Raw genomic sequence first — 17,331 nt, 5'->3', positions numbered from 1 at the left:
GGTAGAATTTCATGATTTTTATACAAGGATTTGATAATGAAACTTTTCGGAACGGACGGCGTACGAGGCAAAGCGGGAGAATTTTTGACCGCCGAGCTTGCGATGCGCGTAGCGATGGCAGCGGGAATTTATTTTAGGAAAAATTCCGTTACGAATATGATTTTAGTCGGCAAAGATACCCGCAGAAGCGGCTATATGATAGAAACAGCGATCGTTGCGGGTCTTACCTCGGTGGGCTACAACGTCCGTCAGATCGGTCCGATGCCTACTCCTGCGATTGCCTTTCTTACGGAGGATATGCGCTGCGATGCAGGCATCATGATAAGCGCGAGCCACAATCCATACTACGACAACGGCATTAAATTTTTCAACAGCGAGGGCTTCAAACTCGACGAAAAAGAGGAAGCTCAGATCGAAAAAATTTATTTCAGCGACGAACTCATCTCTGAGGCGCGCACCAAAATGATGCAGATAGGCGCTGCAAAGCGCGTGGACGACGTCATCGGCAGATATATCGTGCATATTAAAAATTCCTTCCCGAAGCAAAAGACGCTGCACGGGCTTCGCGTCGTCCTTGATTGCGCAAACGGAGCAAGCTACAGGGTCGCACCTACCGTATTTAATGAGCTGGGAGCCGAAACGATCGTCATCGGCGACGAGCCTAACGGAAAAAATATAAATGATGCTTGCGGCGCGTTAAGCCCGCAAGGTCTGGCCGGGGAGGTAAGACGCCTGCGCGCCGACGTGGGCTTTGCCTTTGACGGGGATGCCGACAGACTCGTAGTCGTGGATGAAAACGGCGAAATCATCCACGGCGACGCGCTGCTTGGAATTTTAGCGGTATATTTGAAAGAGAAAAAGCGCCTCGCGGGCGATCAGATGATCGCAACAGTGATGAGTAACTCCGCACTGGAGGATTTTTTAGCCAAACACGGCATCGCGCTTAATCGCTGCAATGTCGGCGATAAATTCGTACTTGAGATGATGCACGAACTTGGCGCAAATTTCGGCGGCGAGCAGAGCGGGCACGTGATCTTCGGCGATTACGCCAAAACGGGCGACGGCATCGCAAGCGCGCTGCAATTCGCCGCTTGCATGCTGGATACGCACAAAAAAGCGAGCGAACTTTCGGCTATGCTTAAGCCATATCCTCAAATTTTAAGAAATTTAAAGATCGCGGATAAAAAGCCGCTTGAAAAATTAAAAGGGCTAAAAGAGCTTGAAGCAAGCCTTAAAGCGGACAATATCCGCTCGCTCTTTCGCTACTCCGGCACCGAAAACGTTATCCGCCTCTTGCTCGAGGGCAAAAACGAAAAACTGCTGCAAAAGCGAATGGACGAGGTCGAGAAATTTTTTACCAAAGCCCTAAATGAGTAGCGTTGCGGTGAAATTTTACGGCGCGACAAGCTCATGGCTCGGTACAAAAGGCGCGGATAAAAAATGCAGGCTTTACATATTTAAATTTAGGCTGCGAGATGGCTAAGACCTGTATTAAATTTATCCTGCTTTTTGCGGCGATCTTTGCGATCGATCAAGCGATCAAACTTCTGTTTTTAAACGGCTTTTCGTGGCAAGGAGAGTTTTTTTCGCTAGAGCTTACGCTTAATCGCGGCGTTGCGTTTTCGATGTTTGCCTTTTTGGGCGAAAATTTAAAATTTATCCAGATCGCGCTGATCTCAGCGCTTGCGGCGTATGTATTTTGTCATAAAAAGCTCTTTTGCGAGCATTGGATGCCGTTTGCGCTGATGCTCGCGGGAGGTTGTTCAAATTTACTTGATCGCTTCATTCGCGGCGGCGTCGTGGATTACGTTGCGTGGCATAAATGGTTTGAGTTTGCGGTGTTTAATTTCGCCGACGTGATGATAGATCTGGCCGTAGTGATTTTTATTTTTCAGGGCTTACGCACCGCAAAAAAGGAGAAAAATGAAGAGAAATAATTATATCGCTTACGCGCTTTGGTTTTTAGGTGCGTTTTCGTGGATCGCAGCTATGCCGATCGGCGGCGGACTGCATAGAATTTATTGCGGCAAATTTATCAGCGGATTTGCTCAAATCGCGCTATTTTGGCTGGGAAGTTTTACACTATGGTTTTTGGTGGGCTTTTTGTTTTGGGCGATTTGGGGAATTTGGATTTTGCTAGATATATTTTTCGTAGGAATTTGGGTAGAAGATTTAAATGCTTTTGCAAGTGAGACGGAGGAAGACGACTACGAAGGACGTCTAAAAAAAGTCGATGCGCTCTTTGAGCTGTATCAAAAAGGCGCGATTTCTAAAGAGGAATTCGAGGCGCGAAAAGAAATTTTAATGAGAGATTAAGGAGAAAAAATGAGTTACTATTGGTTTAAATTTGTCCATTTTGCGGGCTTTATTTCATGGATGGCGATGCTGTTTTATATGCCGCGCCTGTATGTTTATCACGCTGAAAATTTAGACAAGCCGGATTTTGTAAAGGTCGTTAAAAAGATGGAGCGGATGCTGTATCATGCGATCGGCTGGATAGCGATGGTCGTGACGGTTTTTAGCGGCGTAATGCTTATCGTTTTAAATCCGGGGCTTATGAAGATGGGATATTTTCATCTAAAGCTGCTAGCCGGAGTTTTGCTAATCTGTTATCATTTGTGGCTGTATTATTATATGTATAAATTTGAAAAAAACGAGTGCCACAGGAGCGGAAAGTACTTTCGTGCGATCAACGAAGGTCCTACGATCCTGATGTTTATAATACTTTATGCGATGCTAATAATGCCGAATTTACCGAGCAACTAAGCGCTTTGATAAAAATTTAATTAAAATTTGCATAAAATTAGAGCAAAATTTTAAAGGAAGCATGTGCGGCAGATCATAAGAAAAATTTTATCGAGCGAAAGTAGCGCGGGAATTATACTGCTTTTATCCGCGGTCTTTGCAATCGTAGCTCAAAACGTAGGTTTTTTATCAAAATACTATGAGGCGTTTTTACATCTAAACTTCACCATAGGCGTCGGCCCTGCAAAGCTCGATGAATCGATGCATTTTTTAGTAAACGACGTGCTCATGGCTATATTTTTCTTTGCCATTGGACTTGAGCTCAAGCGCGAAAAGATCGAAGGGCAGCTACGCCATTTCTCTCAAATTTTACTTCCTAGCTTCGCGGCTCTGGGCGGAGTAATGATGCCTGCGATTATATTTTCGATCATTAACTGGGGCGATGCCGTCGCGATGAAGGGCTGGGCAATCCCTACGGCGACAGATATAGCCTTTGCCGTGGGCGTTATGGCACTTTTGGGCAAAAAAATCCCGGCTAGCCTTAAAATTTTTGTTTTGACGCTTGCGATAATGGACGATTTGTGTGCAATTTTAATCATCGCTTTGTTTTATTCCTCGGATATAAATGCAATCTATCTAGGTGGCGCGGTTGCCTGTATCGTAATAATGCTAGCAATGAGCAGATTCGGCGTTGATAAAAAGCTTCCATTCATCATCGTCGCCATCGTGCTGTGGGTAATGGTGCTAAACTCAGGTATCCACGCGACCATCGCGGGAGTACTCGCGGGCTTTTGTATCCCGCTTAAGACCTGCTCGGGCTCGATGCTAAAGGATATGGAACACGGCCTAGCCTACCCCGTAAATTTCTTCATCTTGCCGATCTTTGCTTTTACGAATGCTGGCGTCTCGCTAGCTGGTATCAGCCCTAGTTTTCTTTTCGGTCCCGTACCGATGGGCATCATGCTCGGGCTATTTTTCGGCAAACAGATCGGAATTTTTACTTTCAGCTGGATCTTAATCAAAGCCAAAATCGCCTACATGCCGGAAAACGCAGGCTGGATGCAGCTTTACGCAGTGGCGATCATCTGTGGTATCGGCTTTACGATGGCGCTTTTCGTTGACGGCTTAGCATACGGCGGCAGCGATATGTATCATTACACAGACAAGCTCGCGGTATTTTTAGGCTCGATAATTTCTGGAGTAGTGGGATTTTTCGTCGCAAAAGCAGTCGCGGTGAAACAAAGCTAAATTCCATAAAAAGATTAAAACTTTAAAATTTTACGAGCAACACAAAATTTCAAAATTTTAAGAGCGGCTCTAAATTTTAAAATTTATAAGCTAGAAAATTTAGCTTGAAATTCTGTTTAATCTAAGTACAGCTTAAACTACCAAAATTCCTGCATTTTGCATTAAGCTTAGCGCACATTCGTCGTAGTAACCGCGTTCATGATTCGGCGCATCGTAGGTAGCTACCGCACCTCGCGGAACGACGACGTCTTTATCGGCGCCAATTTCGTTAAGATAGGTTCGCAAGCTAAGCGCAAACTGCATCACGCAGATGTCGGTGCAGCAGCCCGTAATTACGAAGCGATCAAAGCCCTCTAAAATTTTCTTATCCAAATTATGAAAGCCGTTCGTGCTGCGCTTAAAAGTGACGTTTTGCTCGCTTACAAACGGCGCAAGCTCCTCGATCACCTCCGATTCTGGCGAGCCTTTTAGACAGTGAACCGGATATCGCTTCATCTCCAGATCCCGCTCGGCGTGAGCGTCACAGATGAAATGCACGTTTTTAGCCGCCTCAATCTGCCTAATCACCGCAGGAGCGATCTTTGCTATGCTAGGATCGGCCATCGCGCCGAATTTTACGAAGCCGTTTAACATATCGATCACAAATACCAAAGTTTTCATCAAAACTCCTTATAAATTTCAGGTTTCATATCTTTTAAAAGATCCATTTTAGCGCGAAATTTTAAAATTTCATTTAAATCCGCTCGAGCAATCTTCACGGCCTCTTTTTTGCCTAGGCGCGCGACGATCTCACCGCCGGGACCGATCAGCATGGAATTTCCGCCGAAACTCTCGCCCTGCCCCGTATCGCCGCAGCCGTTTACCGCGCAGATAAAAATTTGATTTTCGATCGCGCGGGCCTTAGCAAGCGTGATAAAATGCTCTATGCGACTTTGCGCAAACTGCGCAATCACAAAAACTATCTGCGCGCCGCGAAGCGCTAAGGCGCGAAAAATTTCACAAAAGCGCAGATCATAGCAGACCGCGACGCCGATTTTAACTGCGCGATTTTGAAATTTTATCTCGCAAATGCCTAGCTTATCGCCGCTGCTTACGATCTCGTTTTCGCGAGCGAGCGAGAAAGCGTGGATCTTGTCGTAGCGTAAAATTTCGGCTCCGTTTTGATAGACGAAAGCAGAATTATAAATTTTATCTCGCTCGGAGTTTATCGATCCGCCTATTAAAACAGCTCCACAGTTTTGCGAAATTTCGCTTAAAAATCCCTTCGTTCGCGCAGCTCCCGCATCGGCTAAGCGCTTGAAATTTTGCACGCAAAAGCCCGTATTAAAGGCCTCGGACAGCACCACTACGTCCGCGCCGCGTTTTAACGCGCGATCTATAAGCTCTCGCGCTCGGATAAAATTTTGCTCGCAATCCGCGACAGTAGAGGCGAGCTTCACGTTCATTTGTAAGATTGCGATTTTCAACTCTTTCTCCTATCTAGGCGCCCGGCGCATCGCGTGAGCGTGCGTGAGCGCAACGGCAATGGCGTCGGTAACGTCGAGCGGTTTGATCTCCTTATTAATCCCTAAAATCCGCTTTACCATGAAGGCGACCTGCTCCTTCGCCGCCTTTGCTTTGCCCGTGACCGATTTTTTTATCTGAAGCGGCGTGTATTCGGCGAAATTTCCAAAAATTTGTAAAATTTTAAGAGCCAGCGCGCCGCGAAACTGAGCGAGCTTTAAAACAGACTGCGGATTGTAGGCGTAAAACATCGATTCTATCGCGACCTCATCGATCTTATGAGCGCTAAAAATTTGATCGATCGCCTCGCTCATCTGCGTCATTTGAAATTGCACGTTTTCGGCCTTCATTTTTACTAATCCCGCCTCAATGAGTTTAATCTTATTCACATCTTTTTCCAAAATCGCATAGCCTAAATTTCTGGTTCCCGGATCAATTCCTAAAATTTTCATAGCCACCTTTCACGCTTATTCACGGCTTAATCACCGGTGAACAAACTGAAATTTACCGCAAATTTAGTGAAATTTAGCTAAAATGACATCTTAATTTATAAGGGAATTCAATGGCGACGTCACAAGCACAAGAAATTTTGTCAAACCTAGAGAAGGAAATTTTACCTACCGAATACTCTAGATATATCAAAAATTTGAAATTTAACGATAAAAGCTCGACGTCTGAATTTTTCATCTATAACGCATCTAACGAGTTTATCGCTAAATATACCCAGACAAAATATGGCAAAAAAATAAAAGAGCTTATCAAAAAACAGTTTGGACTCAACGACGTAATCGTTAAAATTACCTCAAAATCTAAAATTTCGCCGAAAGAAAAGGTAAAAATCATCTCCGAAAAGCCTAAGAGTACGATTTTAAGCGAAAATTATAATTTTGAAAATTTCATAATCGGCGATTCAAATAAATTTGCTTTTGAGTGTTCAATTACCGTCGCAAAAGAGCCTGGAATCCGCTTTAATCCGCTCTTTATCTACGGACCTAGTGGGCTTGGCAAAACTCACCTACTTCAATCGATCGGAAATTACTGCATCAAAAAGGGAAAAACCGTCATCTGCGTCACTAGCGAGCAGTTTGCCAATGATTTTGTCTTTAATCTCAAAAACAACTCAATCGATAAATTTAAACAAAAATACCGCAACTGCGACGTTTTACTCATCGACGATATTCAGTTTTTAATCGGGCGTGATAAGGCTCAGGAGGAGCTTTTTTACACATTTAACGAGCTAAAAGACAAAAACTGCCAAATCGTGCTAACCAACGACCTGCCGCCGAAATTCTTAAAAGGCTTTGAAAGTCGCCTCACAACGCGATTTGAAAGCGGCATAATAGCAAACATAACCCCGCCGGATCTAGAAACTAAAATCGCTATTATCAATAAAAAGAGCGAAGAAAATCGCGTTAGAATTCCACACGACGTCGTAGAATATATTGCCGCAAATATGGGCGATAATATCCGCGAAATTGAAGGTGCAATAAATAAACTAAACGCCTATTCATCGATACTTCGCACGAAGATCACGCTGGAATTTACCAAAAGTACGCTTCAAGATCAGATCCATCAAAAATATTCAAGCGTGAGCCTAGAACACGTCATTGAGGTCGTCTCAAAAGAGTTAAACATAAAACCTAGCGAGCTAAAGAGTAAAACGCGAAGTAAAAACGTCGTAGAAGCGCGCCAAATTTGCATATATCTAACCAAACAGCTAACTCAAAACTCAATGCCAAAAATCGCAACATTCTTTAATCTAAAAGATCACAGCGCTATCAGCAAAAATATCAAAAAAATCAACGAACTCATCCAAACCGACGAGATGTTAAAGATAAAAATAGAAGAGCTAAAAAACAAAATAACCAAGAAGGAAAAGAATGAAATTTAACGTATTTTATGAAAATAGATCAAAAAACGTGAATGAAAGTGAATAAAATGAGATCTCTTACTCACGATAAAAACCTCCTAAAAATGGATCTAAAAATGAGTTTTTCACAAAAACCGCTTACCAACTACAACAACGATAAAAATTTAAAAGGATAAAAATATGAAAGTGTTAATCACTAAAAAACTTTTAGAAGAGATAGTTTCCAATACGAGTTCCTATCTTGATAAAAAAGATCTAAGCTCAATAACTTCGCATCTTTTGATGAGCGCTAAAGATGGAATTTTTAGTATAAAAGCTACCGATCATGAAATTGGCTTAAGCTACAATCTACAAAATGTCTCGATAGAAACAGAGGGAGAAGCTACGGCAAATGGAGGCAAACTTCTTAGCGTTATTAAAGGCTTAAGCGACGATAACGTAACTTTAGAGACCGTAAATGGAGCGCTATTTGTAAAGCAAAAAAAATCTAAGTATAAGCTTCCGATGTTTGAAACGAGGGATTTTCCGAGCTTTCCTACAATAGAGGGCAAAAATAGCTTTGACGTAAATGCTGGAATTTTAGGAAGAAGCCTTAAAAAAATATATCCGTCAATTGATACGAACAATCCGAAATATGAGCTAAACGGAGCCTTAATCGACGTAAAAGAGGGATTTTTAAATTTAGTCGGAACCGATACTAAGCGACTTAGCGTTTATAAGCTGATCACTCAATCAAAAGCGGGCGAGCTAGATACTAAAATTTTAATCCCTAAAAAGGCGATAGGCGAAATTCAAAAGCTATTTTCGGATAAAATTAAAATTTACTACGACGAAAACGTGCTACTAGCGGTGAGCGAAAATTTTGAGTTTTTTACGAAGCTTATAAACGGCAAATTTCCAAACTACGAGCGCGTGATCCCAAGCGATACGGCGTATAAAATTTTAATCCCGCGCGATAAGATGGTAAGCGGCGTGCGAGCGATAAATGCAATGTGCGAGGAGATGAAGGTTACCATTAAGAAGGACGGAATGGTTTTTGAAAGTATCAACGAAGATAATTCCGAAGCAAAGACCGAAATTGAAGCGGCGATCGATATAAACGGCGAGATAGTCTTCGGCGTGAAAAATCGCTTTCTGCTTGATTTTTTAAGTAATATTGAGAGTGAAATTTTTGAGCTTGATTTTAACAACTCCGATACGGCGTTCGTACTTAGCGCGGACGACCTAAAAACGGTTGTCATGCCGATAAATAATATTTAAAGGAAAATTATGAAGCAAAATTACGGCGCCAGTAATATTAAAGTTTTAAAAGGTCTTGAGGCTGTTAGAAAGCGCCCTGGAATGTATATCGGAGACACCAATATCGGTGGACTTCATCATATGATTTATGAGGTTGTAGATAATTCGATCGATGAGGCGATGGCAGGTTACTGCGACACAATCGATGTTGAGATCACTAGCGAGGGAAGTTGTATCGTTAGTGATAACGGTCGCGGAATCCCCGTCGATATACATCCGACCGAAAAAATTCCTGCCGCGACGGTGGTTTTAACCGTGCTTCACGCAGGCGGTAAATTTGACAAAGACACTTATAAAGTCTCCGGCGGTCTGCACGGCGTGGGCGTTAGCGTTGTAAATGCGCTCTCAAAAAAGCTCGTTGCTACGATCAAACGTGACGGAAATATTTATAGACAAGAATTTGCCAAAGGAATTCCTACTACAGAGCTTGAAAAGATAAAAACTACTAACCGCACGGGCACGACGATCGAGTTTTGGCCCGACGGCGAAATTTTTGAAATTTTAGAATTTGACGATGAAATTTTATCGAAAAGATTTCGCGAGCTAGCGTATCTAAATCCAAAAATCACGATAAATTTTAAAGATAACCGCACGGGCAGGGACGAGCACTTTCACTTTGAAGGCGGTTTAGAAAGCTTCGTAAACGATATGAATAAAGCGCCTGCCATATCCAAAGCCGTATCGTTTAGCGACGGCGCGGAAGATGTTATGGTGGATTTCGCGCTTATGTATAACGAAACATATAGCGAAAATTTACTGAGCTTTGTAAATAATATCAAAACTCCGGACGGCGGTACGCATGAGGCGGGTTTTAGAGCGGGTCTTACTCGAGCGATAACAAATTACGTCGCGGCAAATGCGGCTGCACGTGAAAAGGATACGAAGATCACCGGCGACGACGTTCGCGAGGGGCTCATCGCGGTAATTAGCGTCAAGGTTCCCGAGCCGCAGTTTGAAGGGCAGACTAAAGGCAAGCTGGGTTCCAGCTATGTTAAGCCGATCGTGCAAAAGATGGCGTTTGAGGTGCTTAGCAAGTATTTTGAAGAAAATCCGATCGAAGCGCGCGCCATTATGAATAAGGCTCTTTTAGCCGCGCGCGGTCGCGAAGCGGCAAAAAAAGCACGCGATCTAACGCGCAAAAAAGACAATATAAATTCCGTTGGCACCCTTCCCGGAAAGTTAGCCGATTGCCAGAGCAAAGATGCAAGCATTAGCGAAATTTATCTAGTCGAGGGCGATAGTGCGGGCGGTTCGGCGAAGCAGGGAAGAGACCGCGTGTTTCAAGCGATCCTGCCGCTTAGAGGTAAAATTTTAAACGTAGAAAAGGCGCGCCTGGATAGAATTTTGCAATCCGAAGAGATTAAAAATATGATCACGGCCTTTGGCTGCGGTATCGGCGAGGAATTTAACGAGGAAAAGCTCCGCTATCACAAAATCATCATTATGACGGACGCGGACGTCGACGGTAGCCACATTCAGACGCTGCTTCTAACATTTTTCTTTAGATTTTTGCGCCCTGTTGTCGAAAACGGCTATGTTTATCTGGCACAGCCGCCACTTTTTAGATATAAAAAGGGCAAAAAAGAGATTTATCTGAAAGACGAAAAGGCGCTTAGCGAGTTTTTGATCGAAACGGGCATCGATATGGGCGAGTTTGAAGGTATTGGCAACGAGGATCTGATCGATTATCTAAAAATTGTCTCAAACTATCGCTCGCTTCTAAATGAGCTCAAAAAGCGTTTCAGCGTGCTTAGTGCGATCAGATTTTTAATAGAAAACGACGAAGCGCGAAGCCTCGGCTACGAGGAACTATTTGAAATTTTAAAACCGCGCCTAGAGAGTGAAGGATTTAATATCTTAAATTCCTATGTAAATGATGAAGGGATTAGAATTTACGTTCAGACGCCAAGCGGCCTAGAACAGCTTGTGATAGATGAGAATTTATTCGGCAATTATATCTTTGAAGAGGCGATTAGAATTTATTCAAAGATCAAAGATCGGGATGTAAATTTTGGCAAGGATTTTATTGAAATTTTAGACGAAATCGAAAAAAGCTCGAAAAAAGGCGCTTATATTCAGCGTTACAAAGGTCTTGGTGAGATGAATCCGGAGCAGCTTTGGGAAACCACTATGAGCCCTGAAAATAGAAGGCTTTTAAAAATCAGCATTGCAGACGCACAAAGTGCGAGCGATACCTTTAATCTTTTTATGGGTGACGAGGTTGAGCCGCGCCGAAACTACATCCAAGATCATGCAAAAGATGTAAAACATTTGGATGTTTAGATGTTATTTAGTGAGACCAAAGAGCGCGAAAATCGTTTTATAACGGCACTTAAAATTTCGGTGCCGTTTACCTGCGTTTTAATTGTTTTCGGAATTATTTTGTTCCGAAACGGAGAGTTTAAATTTGACGACGTAATTTTATTTTTGATACTTTTAATCTGCTATGTTTATTACGTTATCTATCAAATTTATTTCGGTTTTCAAAAGACGCTGATTGATCCCGTTACGCATGTATTCGTGCGCGAGGAGATCGAGAAAATTTTAAGCAATGATCTAGCTAAAAATCGTCAAATAAATATTGTGCTTTTGCGAATTAAAAATATCATCGACATAAACGATCGATACGGTTATAAAAACGGCGATGAAATTTTATACGAGTATTGTAAGGAACTTTCAAATTTTATGGCGGAGCAGGGTTTTAAGGACCTTCCGATCGGTCGCTTTATAAACGGCTACTTCGTATTCGGTGTAGAATCAAAAGCTACAAATTTAAGCCATATTTTGAGGATGTTTGAGCATAAAATTTCAAGTCAGACGATCAAAAATGTAGAGATTAAAAGCGAATTTACGATGCTTCCAAGCTCCTATGATCGCAATCTGCATAATATCGTAAATGCGCTATTTTATAAGATAAATCACCTGGACGACGAAGAGCACGGCGAGAAGGCTATTGACGTAGAGAAAGTATTAATAGACGTATTTTCCGCCGACGTGATGGAGGCGATAGATAGTGAAAATTTCAGTTTTAAATATCAGCGCGTTGCGGATAAAAACGGGGTAAAATCTCATATAAATTTGATTCCGAAGCTTGATCTAAGAAGCGGCGAAAAGATCACAAAAAGTAGAATTTTAGATATTTTGCTTCTAAATCATTACGATATTAAATACGATATTTCGATGATGAGGCAGATTTCTAGAATCATCTATTTTAAGGATATCGACGCTAAAATTTTTATCGAGATTATGCCTCAAACGCTGCGAAATAATGAGTTTCGCAATGAAATTTTAAAGCTCATCGATAATAACCTAATCGATCCGAAAAAGATCGTGTTTGAGTTTAACGAAAAGCTTATCTATTCTGAGATCAAGCGCTTTGATGAAATTTTAATTAGATTTCGCGAACTTGGATTTAGCTTCGCGCTGTCGCAGTTCGGCGGCTCAAACGCGAGCTTTGAGTATTTAAAATTTCTAAACGTCGATTTTATCGTTTATGACATAGAATTTAATAAAAATTTAGACGATGAAAAGATAAAAAATATTTTTATAGGCATCAACGAAGCCTGCGCAAAATCGGACGTCAAAACCATAATGCGCTTTGTAGATAAGCAGGAATTTCAAATGAAACTTTATAAAATGGGTATCGATTATATTCAGGGATTTTGCGTCGAAAAACCGAATGATATATCGAATTTAAGGAGATCATAGTGAGATACGGCGAAGAGGAAATTGAGAAATTTGACATCGAAAATTTAGAAGTTTGGCCCAATAAACAGGAGCGTGATTATCTGATAAAAATTACCCTGCCCGAGTTTTGCTGCCGCTGCCCGCGCTCGGGATATCCGGACTTTGCGACGATCTATTTGGAATATATCCCCGATAAGCTCGTAGTGGAGCTTAAGGCGATCAAACTTTACATAAATTCCTTTATGAACCGCTATATCAGCCACGAGGATAGTATAAATGAAATTTACGGCGCGCTTCAAAGTAAGCTAAAGCCTAAATTTATGAAAATCACGGGCGATTTTAATCCGCGCGGCAACGTCCACACGGTAATCGAAATAAATTCGGATCAAATTTATCGATGATAAGCTCAAATTTAGTCGAACAAATTTTTAAATCCGCAAGCATTAGTCGCTGGAATGATTACCCAAAGATGGTGAGTTTAGTCGAGCTCGACAAGCAGGCGCATAAATTTATTATCGCTTATTTTATCGCTAGCTTTGAGCGCGACGTGGATATCAACTACGTCATCGAAGCAGGGATTTTCGAGTTTTTAGCGCGTATCGTAGTAACCGACATCCGTCCGGACGTCTTTCATCAGATCCAAAAAACCAAGAAAAAAAAGATCAACGAATGGGTTTTAAGCGTCCTCGAAAGCGATCTTTTGCCTATTCAAAACGGCGCTTTTTTCGAGCGATTTAAAAAATATCTAAATTCCAAAGATCATAAGAAAGAAGCCGTGATCTTAAAGGCGGCAAGCTACCTCTCTACGCGGTGGGAATTTAACATCGTCTATCAGACGAGTCAGTTTCTAAACGACATCGAGGAGCTAAAAGCCAAGGTGGAGGAGGAGCTCGAGGATTATTACGAGCTTATCGGCGTGCGAAAGATCGTGATGAATAAAAAGCTCGCCCGCATAGTCGATCTTAGCGGCAGACTTCGTTTTCAAAAGCGCTGGGCGCAGACGCCGCGAATTCCTGAGACATCGGTGCTTGGACACATGCTGGTAGTTGCGATTTTAAGCTACTTTTTTTCGCTTGAAGTGGATGCGTGCCGCTCGCGCACGGCGTATAATTTTTTCTGCGCGTTATTTCACGATTTGCCTGAAAGCCTCACTCGCGACATCATTAGCCCCGTAAAATACGGCGTCAAAGGCCTTAGCGACATCATTAGCGAATATGAGATGCGACTAATAGACGATAAAATTTTGCCTTTCGTGCCGGAGCATATGAGAGATGATTTCAGCTATATTTTGGGTATCCGCAAAGAGAGCGGTAAATTTATAAAAGATGAGTTTGAAAACCGCACCTTCGAGCTAGGCAAGGAGCCTAAATTTGCAGAAGGCAGCCTAAAGATGTTTAACGAAGATAAATTTCGCGCAATCGACGGCAAGGCGCTTAAGTATTGCGACAAACTCGCGGCGTTTTTTGAGGCTGGAATTTCGATTAGCTACGGCGTGAAAAGCAAGGAATTGCTTAGCGGGTATAATTCGATGCTAGAGTTTTTCAAAGCCAAGCCGAAAATCGAAGGCGTTGATTTTCAGAGTGTTTGCGAGGATTTCAAAGAGCATTTCGGGCTTAATAGGATCGATTTATAAAACCCCTTCCCAGATGGCTGCGGCACATGCGAGATCTAAGTGCTCTGCTGTATTCCTACCCTGAAGCGGTGCCTAAAAAAAGCATTGCACAGGTCTAAGAAAGGGCAATCGGGATTATATGGAAATGTTTCTTAAAGTAAGGTTATAAATGAATTTTAAAAATCATCTTTTATCCGTATTTCGCGAGGTTTTTATCCCTCACCATCGCTCTATTGAGTTTAGAGCCAAAATTTTTGCCGCAATGCTGCTTGCCAAAAAAAAGCAGACCGACGAGGATTACGATGTGATCAAAGATATAGCGGGCGAAATTTATCCGGGCGACGAGCAACGCATCGGCGTACTGGTATCCATCGTAAAAGAGTATATCTTAAAGGCAAAGACCTATAAAGGCCTAAATTTAGACTCGCTTTTAAAAGAGATAGACAGAGATATTAAAAATAACAAAAAATATATCAAAAAGATCGATTTTTCGCATCTACGCCGTCTGATCGGCGACGATGACGAGGATGCGCTGATCCAACAACGCGTTTATGAGTTTTTTGTCTGCGAAGTCAAAGAGTACTCGTAAATTTTTATCTTAAGAATTTTTTTAGTATAATCGTCAGCCTTTAAAATAGCAAACGGAGAAAATTTTGGAAAATATCAGAAATATCGCGGTTATCGCGCACGTCGATCACGGCAAGACCACTATCGTAGATGAGCTTTTAAAACAATCCGGCACCTTTGGTAATCACCAAGAAGTCGGCGAGCGCGTGATGGACAGCAACGATATCGAGCGCGAGCGCGGTATTACGATCCTATCCAAAAACACCGCCATCCACTACGGCGGCGTTAAAATCAACATCATTGACACTCCGGGCCACGCCGATTTCGGCGGCGAGGTCGAGCGCGTGCTAAAGATGGTAGACGGCGTGCTTTTGCTCGTCGACGCGCAAGAAGGCGTCATGCCGCAGACGAAATTTGTCGTAAAAAAGGCGCTATCTTTGGGGCTTAGGCCGATAGTAGTCGTAAATAAAATCGATAAGCCCGCAGCCGATCCGGACCGCGTGGTAAATGAAATTTTCGATCTTTTCGTAGCGCTTGATGCAAACGACGAGCAGCTGGAGTTTCCAGTTATCTATGCCGCGGCTAAAAACGGCTATGCAAAATACGATCTAAACGACGAAAGCACCGATATGAAGCCGCTTTTTGAGACGATCATCTCTCACGTTCCGACCCCTAGCGGTAGCGATGACAATCCTTTGCAGCTGCAGGTTTTCACGCTCGATTACGATAACTACGTAGGCAAGATTGGCATCGCTAGGATTTTCAACGGCACTATAAATAAAAACCAAAGTGTTATGTTAGCCAAAGCCGACGGCACGCACATCAACGGTAGAATTTCAAAGCTCATCGGCTTTAGCGGGCTTGAGCGCACCGACATCGACGCGGCGGGCACGGGCGACATCGTGGCGATTGCGGGCTTTGACGCGCTTGACGTAGGCGACAGCATCGTCGATCCCAATAATCCGATCCCGCTTGATGCGCTGCATATCGAAGAGCCGACCCTTAGCGTAATTTTCAGCGTAAATGACGGACCGCTGGCGGGCACGGAGGGAAAATTCGTAACCTCAAACAAGATCGACGAGCGCTTGGAAGCGGAGATGAAAACTAACATCGCGATGCGCTATGAAAACGCGGGCGAGGGCAAATTTAAAGTAAGCGGTCGCGGTGAGCTACAGATCACGATTTTGGCTGAGAATATGCGCCGCGAGGGCTTTGAGTTTTGCCTCGGACGCCCGGAAGTTATCATCAAAGAGATCGACGGCATCAAATGTGAGCCTTTCGAGCACTTAGTTATCGACGCACCCGATGATTGCACCGGCACCGTCATAGAAAAGCTCGGCCGCAAAAAGGCCGAGATGAAGGTGATGAATCCTACCGGCGACGGGCAGACGCGTATGGAGTTTGAGATCCCGGCGCGCGGTCTTATCGGCTTTCGCTCGCAGTTTTTGACTGATACTCGCGGCGAAGGTGTGATGAACCATAGCTTTTTGGAATTTCGCCCATTTATCGGCGCGGTCGAGAAGCGACAAAACGGCGCGCTCGTGAGTATGGAAAACGGAGTGGCGCTAGGATACAGCCTGTGGAACCTGCAAGATCGCGGCGTGCTTTTTATCGCTCCGCAGGCGAAGGTCTATCTAGGTATGATCATCGGCGAGCACAGCCGTCCGAACGATCTGGACGTCAATCCGATCAAGGGTAAAAATTTAACCAACGTCCGCGCCAGCGGCAGCGACGACGCGATCAAGCTCGTGCCGCCGCGTGCGCTAAATTTAGAGCGCGCGCTGGAGTGGATCGAGGAGGACGAGCTCGTGGAGGTTACGCCCGTAAATATCCGCGTGCGCAAGCGATACCTTGATCCTACGACGCGCAGACGAATGGCGAAAAAATAGAATTTCAAAATGAAATTTTAAAATTTGGCGTGAAATTTAGCTTTTAAATTTCACGCCTTTTTTATAGGCAAATTTTAAAATTTACGCTGCTAAAATTTTGCTAGGAGAGGCAATGAATCTTGTTTTATTCGACTTTGACGGCACGATCACGCGCGATGATTCGCTGCTCGAGTTCGTCGCCTACGTAGTCGGATTTAAGAAATTTTTTCGCGGGATTTTGGTGCTATCGCCGATTTTGGCGGCGTATAAGCTAGGTCTTGCGAGCAATAATTTTACGCGCAGAAAGCTTCTGGGCTACTTTTTTGCGGGCATGAGCGCCGATAAATTCGATAAAATTTGCAAAAAATACTCCACCACCCACATCGAAGATATCCTAAAACAAAGCGCGATGGACAAGATCGCAAGCTACAAAGCCGCGGGCGATAGGGTCGTCATCGTCACCGCCTCCCTCGAAGACTGGCTGCGCCCGTGGTGCGAAGCGCAGGGCTTGGAGCTCTTAGGCACTAAAATACGGCGCAAAGGCGGCATCATCACGGGCGAGATCGAGGGGCAGAACTGCTACGGCGCGCAAAAGGTCGCTCGCGTGCGCGCAGCATACGACGTGCAGGCTTTCGATCGCATCATCGCTTACGGCGACAGCAGGGGCGATCGCGAGATGTTAGAATTCGCAGACGAGGCGCACTACAAGGCGTTTGAGTAAATTTCTGCGACCACAAAGCTTAAACGATAGCATCTGCGGCGACTGCGCTTTTGCCGTGAGTCAGAATTTAGCTCACGCAGAATTTTATCCTTTTAAATTTTATCGCGCTTATCTGGGGGGATTTTGTTGCAGTACGGATTTTGAAATTCGCAGTGCGGGTAAAATTCTGTTCGTAGCGTAGAATTTTGCTTTAAATGGAATAGATATTTTA

At 43.6% G+C, this 17,331-nt stretch carries 17 protein-coding genes, 1 other RNA gene and 1 pseudogene; 15 read left to right on the top strand and 4 right to left on the bottom strand.

From position 1 onward, the window contains the following. Window positions 1-36 precede the first annotated feature (36 nt). The 5 genes from glmM (at window position 37) to nhaA (ending at window position 3,993) form a co-directional block, all read left to right on the top strand. A complete protein-coding gene (gene glmM, locus Q0605_RS02225; RefSeq protein ID WP_298703809.1) occupies window positions 37-1,377 on the top strand; it encodes a phosphoglucosamine mutase in 1,341 nt (446 codons plus the stop codon). A 98-nt stretch (window positions 1,378-1,475) separates the two neighbouring features. Continuing rightward, on the top strand, window positions 1,476-1,937 hold the full coding sequence (gene lspA / locus Q0605_RS02220) for a signal peptidase II (RefSeq protein WP_298703807.1): 462 nt from the start codon (window positions 1,476-1,478) through the stop codon (window positions 1,935-1,937). After that, window positions 1,924-2,316 carry an SHOCT domain-containing protein gene (locus tag Q0605_RS02215; protein WP_297916965.1) on the top strand — a complete coding sequence of 131 codons (393 nt, stop codon included), beginning with the start codon at window positions 1,924-1,926 and terminating at the stop codon, window positions 2,314-2,316. The genes lspA and Q0605_RS02215 overlap by 14 nt, the downstream gene beginning before the upstream one ends. 9 nt (window positions 2,317-2,325) lie before the next feature. Beyond that, the gene (locus Q0605_RS02210; protein WP_298703804.1) at window positions 2,326-2,766 is read left to right on the top strand and encodes a CopD family protein; all 441 of its coding nucleotides are present in this window, start codon (window positions 2,326-2,328) and stop codon (window positions 2,764-2,766) included. A 63-nt stretch (window positions 2,767-2,829) separates the two neighbouring features. Then, window positions 2,830-3,993, top strand: a complete 1,164-nt coding sequence (nhaA, locus tag Q0605_RS02205; RefSeq protein ID WP_298703802.1) for a Na+/H+ antiporter NhaA — start codon at window positions 2,830-2,832, stop codon at window positions 3,991-3,993. A gap of 132 nt (window positions 3,994-4,125) precedes the next feature. Here nhaA and Q0605_RS02200 read toward each other — a convergent pair whose 3' ends face one another. Genes Q0605_RS02200 through ruvC form a run of 3 tightly spaced genes read right to left on the bottom strand, consistent with a single transcriptional unit; the run spans window position 4,126 to window position 5,948 of the window. Continuing rightward, window positions 4,126-4,653, bottom strand: coding sequence for an isochorismatase family cysteine hydrolase (locus Q0605_RS02200; protein WP_298703799.1), 528 nt, complete (start codon window positions 4,651-4,653; stop codon window positions 4,126-4,128). Beyond that, window positions 4,653-5,459 (bottom strand): nitrilase-related carbon-nitrogen hydrolase, encoded by an 807-nt coding sequence (locus Q0605_RS02195; RefSeq protein ID WP_298703797.1) that lies wholly within the window; start codon window positions 5,457-5,459, stop codon window positions 4,653-4,655. The genes Q0605_RS02200 and Q0605_RS02195 overlap by 1 nt, the downstream gene beginning before the upstream one ends. A gap of 9 nt (window positions 5,460-5,468) precedes the next feature. After that, window positions 5,469-5,948 carry a crossover junction endodeoxyribonuclease RuvC gene (ruvC, locus tag Q0605_RS02190; protein ID WP_298703796.1) on the bottom strand — a complete coding sequence of 160 codons (480 nt, stop codon included), beginning with the start codon at window positions 5,946-5,948 and terminating at the stop codon, window positions 5,469-5,471. 110 nt (window positions 5,949-6,058) lie between these two features. Between ruvC and dnaA the strand changes: the two genes are divergently transcribed. The 6 genes and pseudogenes from dnaA to Q0605_RS02160 all read left to right on the top strand — a co-directional run bounded on the left by dnaA (window position 6,059) and on the right by Q0605_RS02160 (window position 13,985). Beyond that, window positions 6,059-7,387 (top strand): chromosomal replication initiator protein DnaA, encoded by a 1,329-nt coding sequence (gene dnaA / locus Q0605_RS02185; RefSeq protein WP_298703794.1) that lies wholly within the window; start codon window positions 6,059-6,061, stop codon window positions 7,385-7,387. A gap of 159 nt (window positions 7,388-7,546) precedes the next feature. Continuing rightward, window positions 7,547-8,626: a DNA polymerase III subunit beta gene (gene dnaN, locus Q0605_RS02180; protein ID WP_298703791.1), complete on the top strand. Its 1,080-nt coding sequence runs from the start codon at window positions 7,547-7,549 to the stop codon at window positions 8,624-8,626. Window positions 8,627-8,635: 9 nt separating this feature from the next. Then, window positions 8,636-10,948 (top strand): DNA topoisomerase (ATP-hydrolyzing) subunit B, encoded by a 2,313-nt coding sequence (gene gyrB, locus Q0605_RS02175; protein WP_298703789.1) that lies wholly within the window; start codon window positions 8,636-8,638, stop codon window positions 10,946-10,948. Beyond that, the gene (locus tag Q0605_RS02170) at window positions 10,949-12,373 is read left to right on the top strand and encodes an EAL domain-containing protein (RefSeq protein WP_298703787.1); all 1,425 of its coding nucleotides are present in this window, start codon (window positions 10,949-10,951) and stop codon (window positions 12,371-12,373) included. It abuts the gene before it with no gap. Then, window positions 12,352-12,750, top strand: a pseudogene (gene queF / locus Q0605_RS02165) (preQ(1) synthase); the annotation flags it as partial. The gene Q0605_RS02170 and the pseudogene queF, both read left to right, overlap by 22 nt. Next, a complete protein-coding gene (locus Q0605_RS02160; protein WP_298703785.1) occupies window positions 12,750-13,985 on the top strand; it encodes an HD domain-containing protein in 1,236 nt (411 codons plus the stop codon). The pseudogene queF and the gene Q0605_RS02160, both read left to right, overlap by 1 nt. Window positions 13,986-13,988: 3 nt before the next feature. Here the strand turns inward: Q0605_RS02160 and ffs are convergent. Next, window positions 13,989-14,086, bottom strand: an RNA gene (ffs, locus tag Q0605_RS02155) — signal recognition particle sRNA small type. Between the two features lie 47 nt (window positions 14,087-14,133). On the opposite strand from ffs, the gene Q0605_RS02150 reads away from it, so the two are divergent. From Q0605_RS02150 to Q0605_RS02135, 4 genes are all read left to right on the top strand, one after another. Next, window positions 14,134-14,553 carry a hypothetical protein gene (locus Q0605_RS02150; protein WP_297896890.1) on the top strand — a complete coding sequence of 140 codons (420 nt, stop codon included), beginning with the start codon at window positions 14,134-14,136 and terminating at the stop codon, window positions 14,551-14,553. Between the two features lie 64 nt (window positions 14,554-14,617). Next, window positions 14,618-16,420 carry a translational GTPase TypA gene (gene typA, locus Q0605_RS02145; protein WP_298703783.1) on the top strand — a complete coding sequence of 601 codons (1,803 nt, stop codon included), beginning with the start codon at window positions 14,618-14,620 and terminating at the stop codon, window positions 16,418-16,420. A 112-nt stretch (window positions 16,421-16,532) separates the two neighbouring features. Then, window positions 16,533-17,120, top strand: a complete 588-nt coding sequence (locus Q0605_RS02140) for an HAD-IB family hydrolase (RefSeq protein WP_177386920.1) — start codon at window positions 16,533-16,535, stop codon at window positions 17,118-17,120. Next, window positions 17,113-17,301 carry a hypothetical protein gene (locus Q0605_RS02135; RefSeq protein WP_298703781.1) on the top strand — a complete coding sequence of 63 codons (189 nt, stop codon included), beginning with the start codon at window positions 17,113-17,115 and terminating at the stop codon, window positions 17,299-17,301. The genes Q0605_RS02140 and Q0605_RS02135 overlap by 8 nt, the downstream gene beginning before the upstream one ends. The last annotated feature ends 30 nt before the right edge of the window (window positions 17,302-17,331 follow it).

Source organism: uncultured Campylobacter sp. (assembly GCF_938017705.1).
Lineage (GTDB): Bacteria > Campylobacterota > Campylobacteria > Campylobacterales > Campylobacteraceae > Campylobacter_B.
This window is presented reverse-complemented; position numbering and strand designations above follow the sequence as displayed.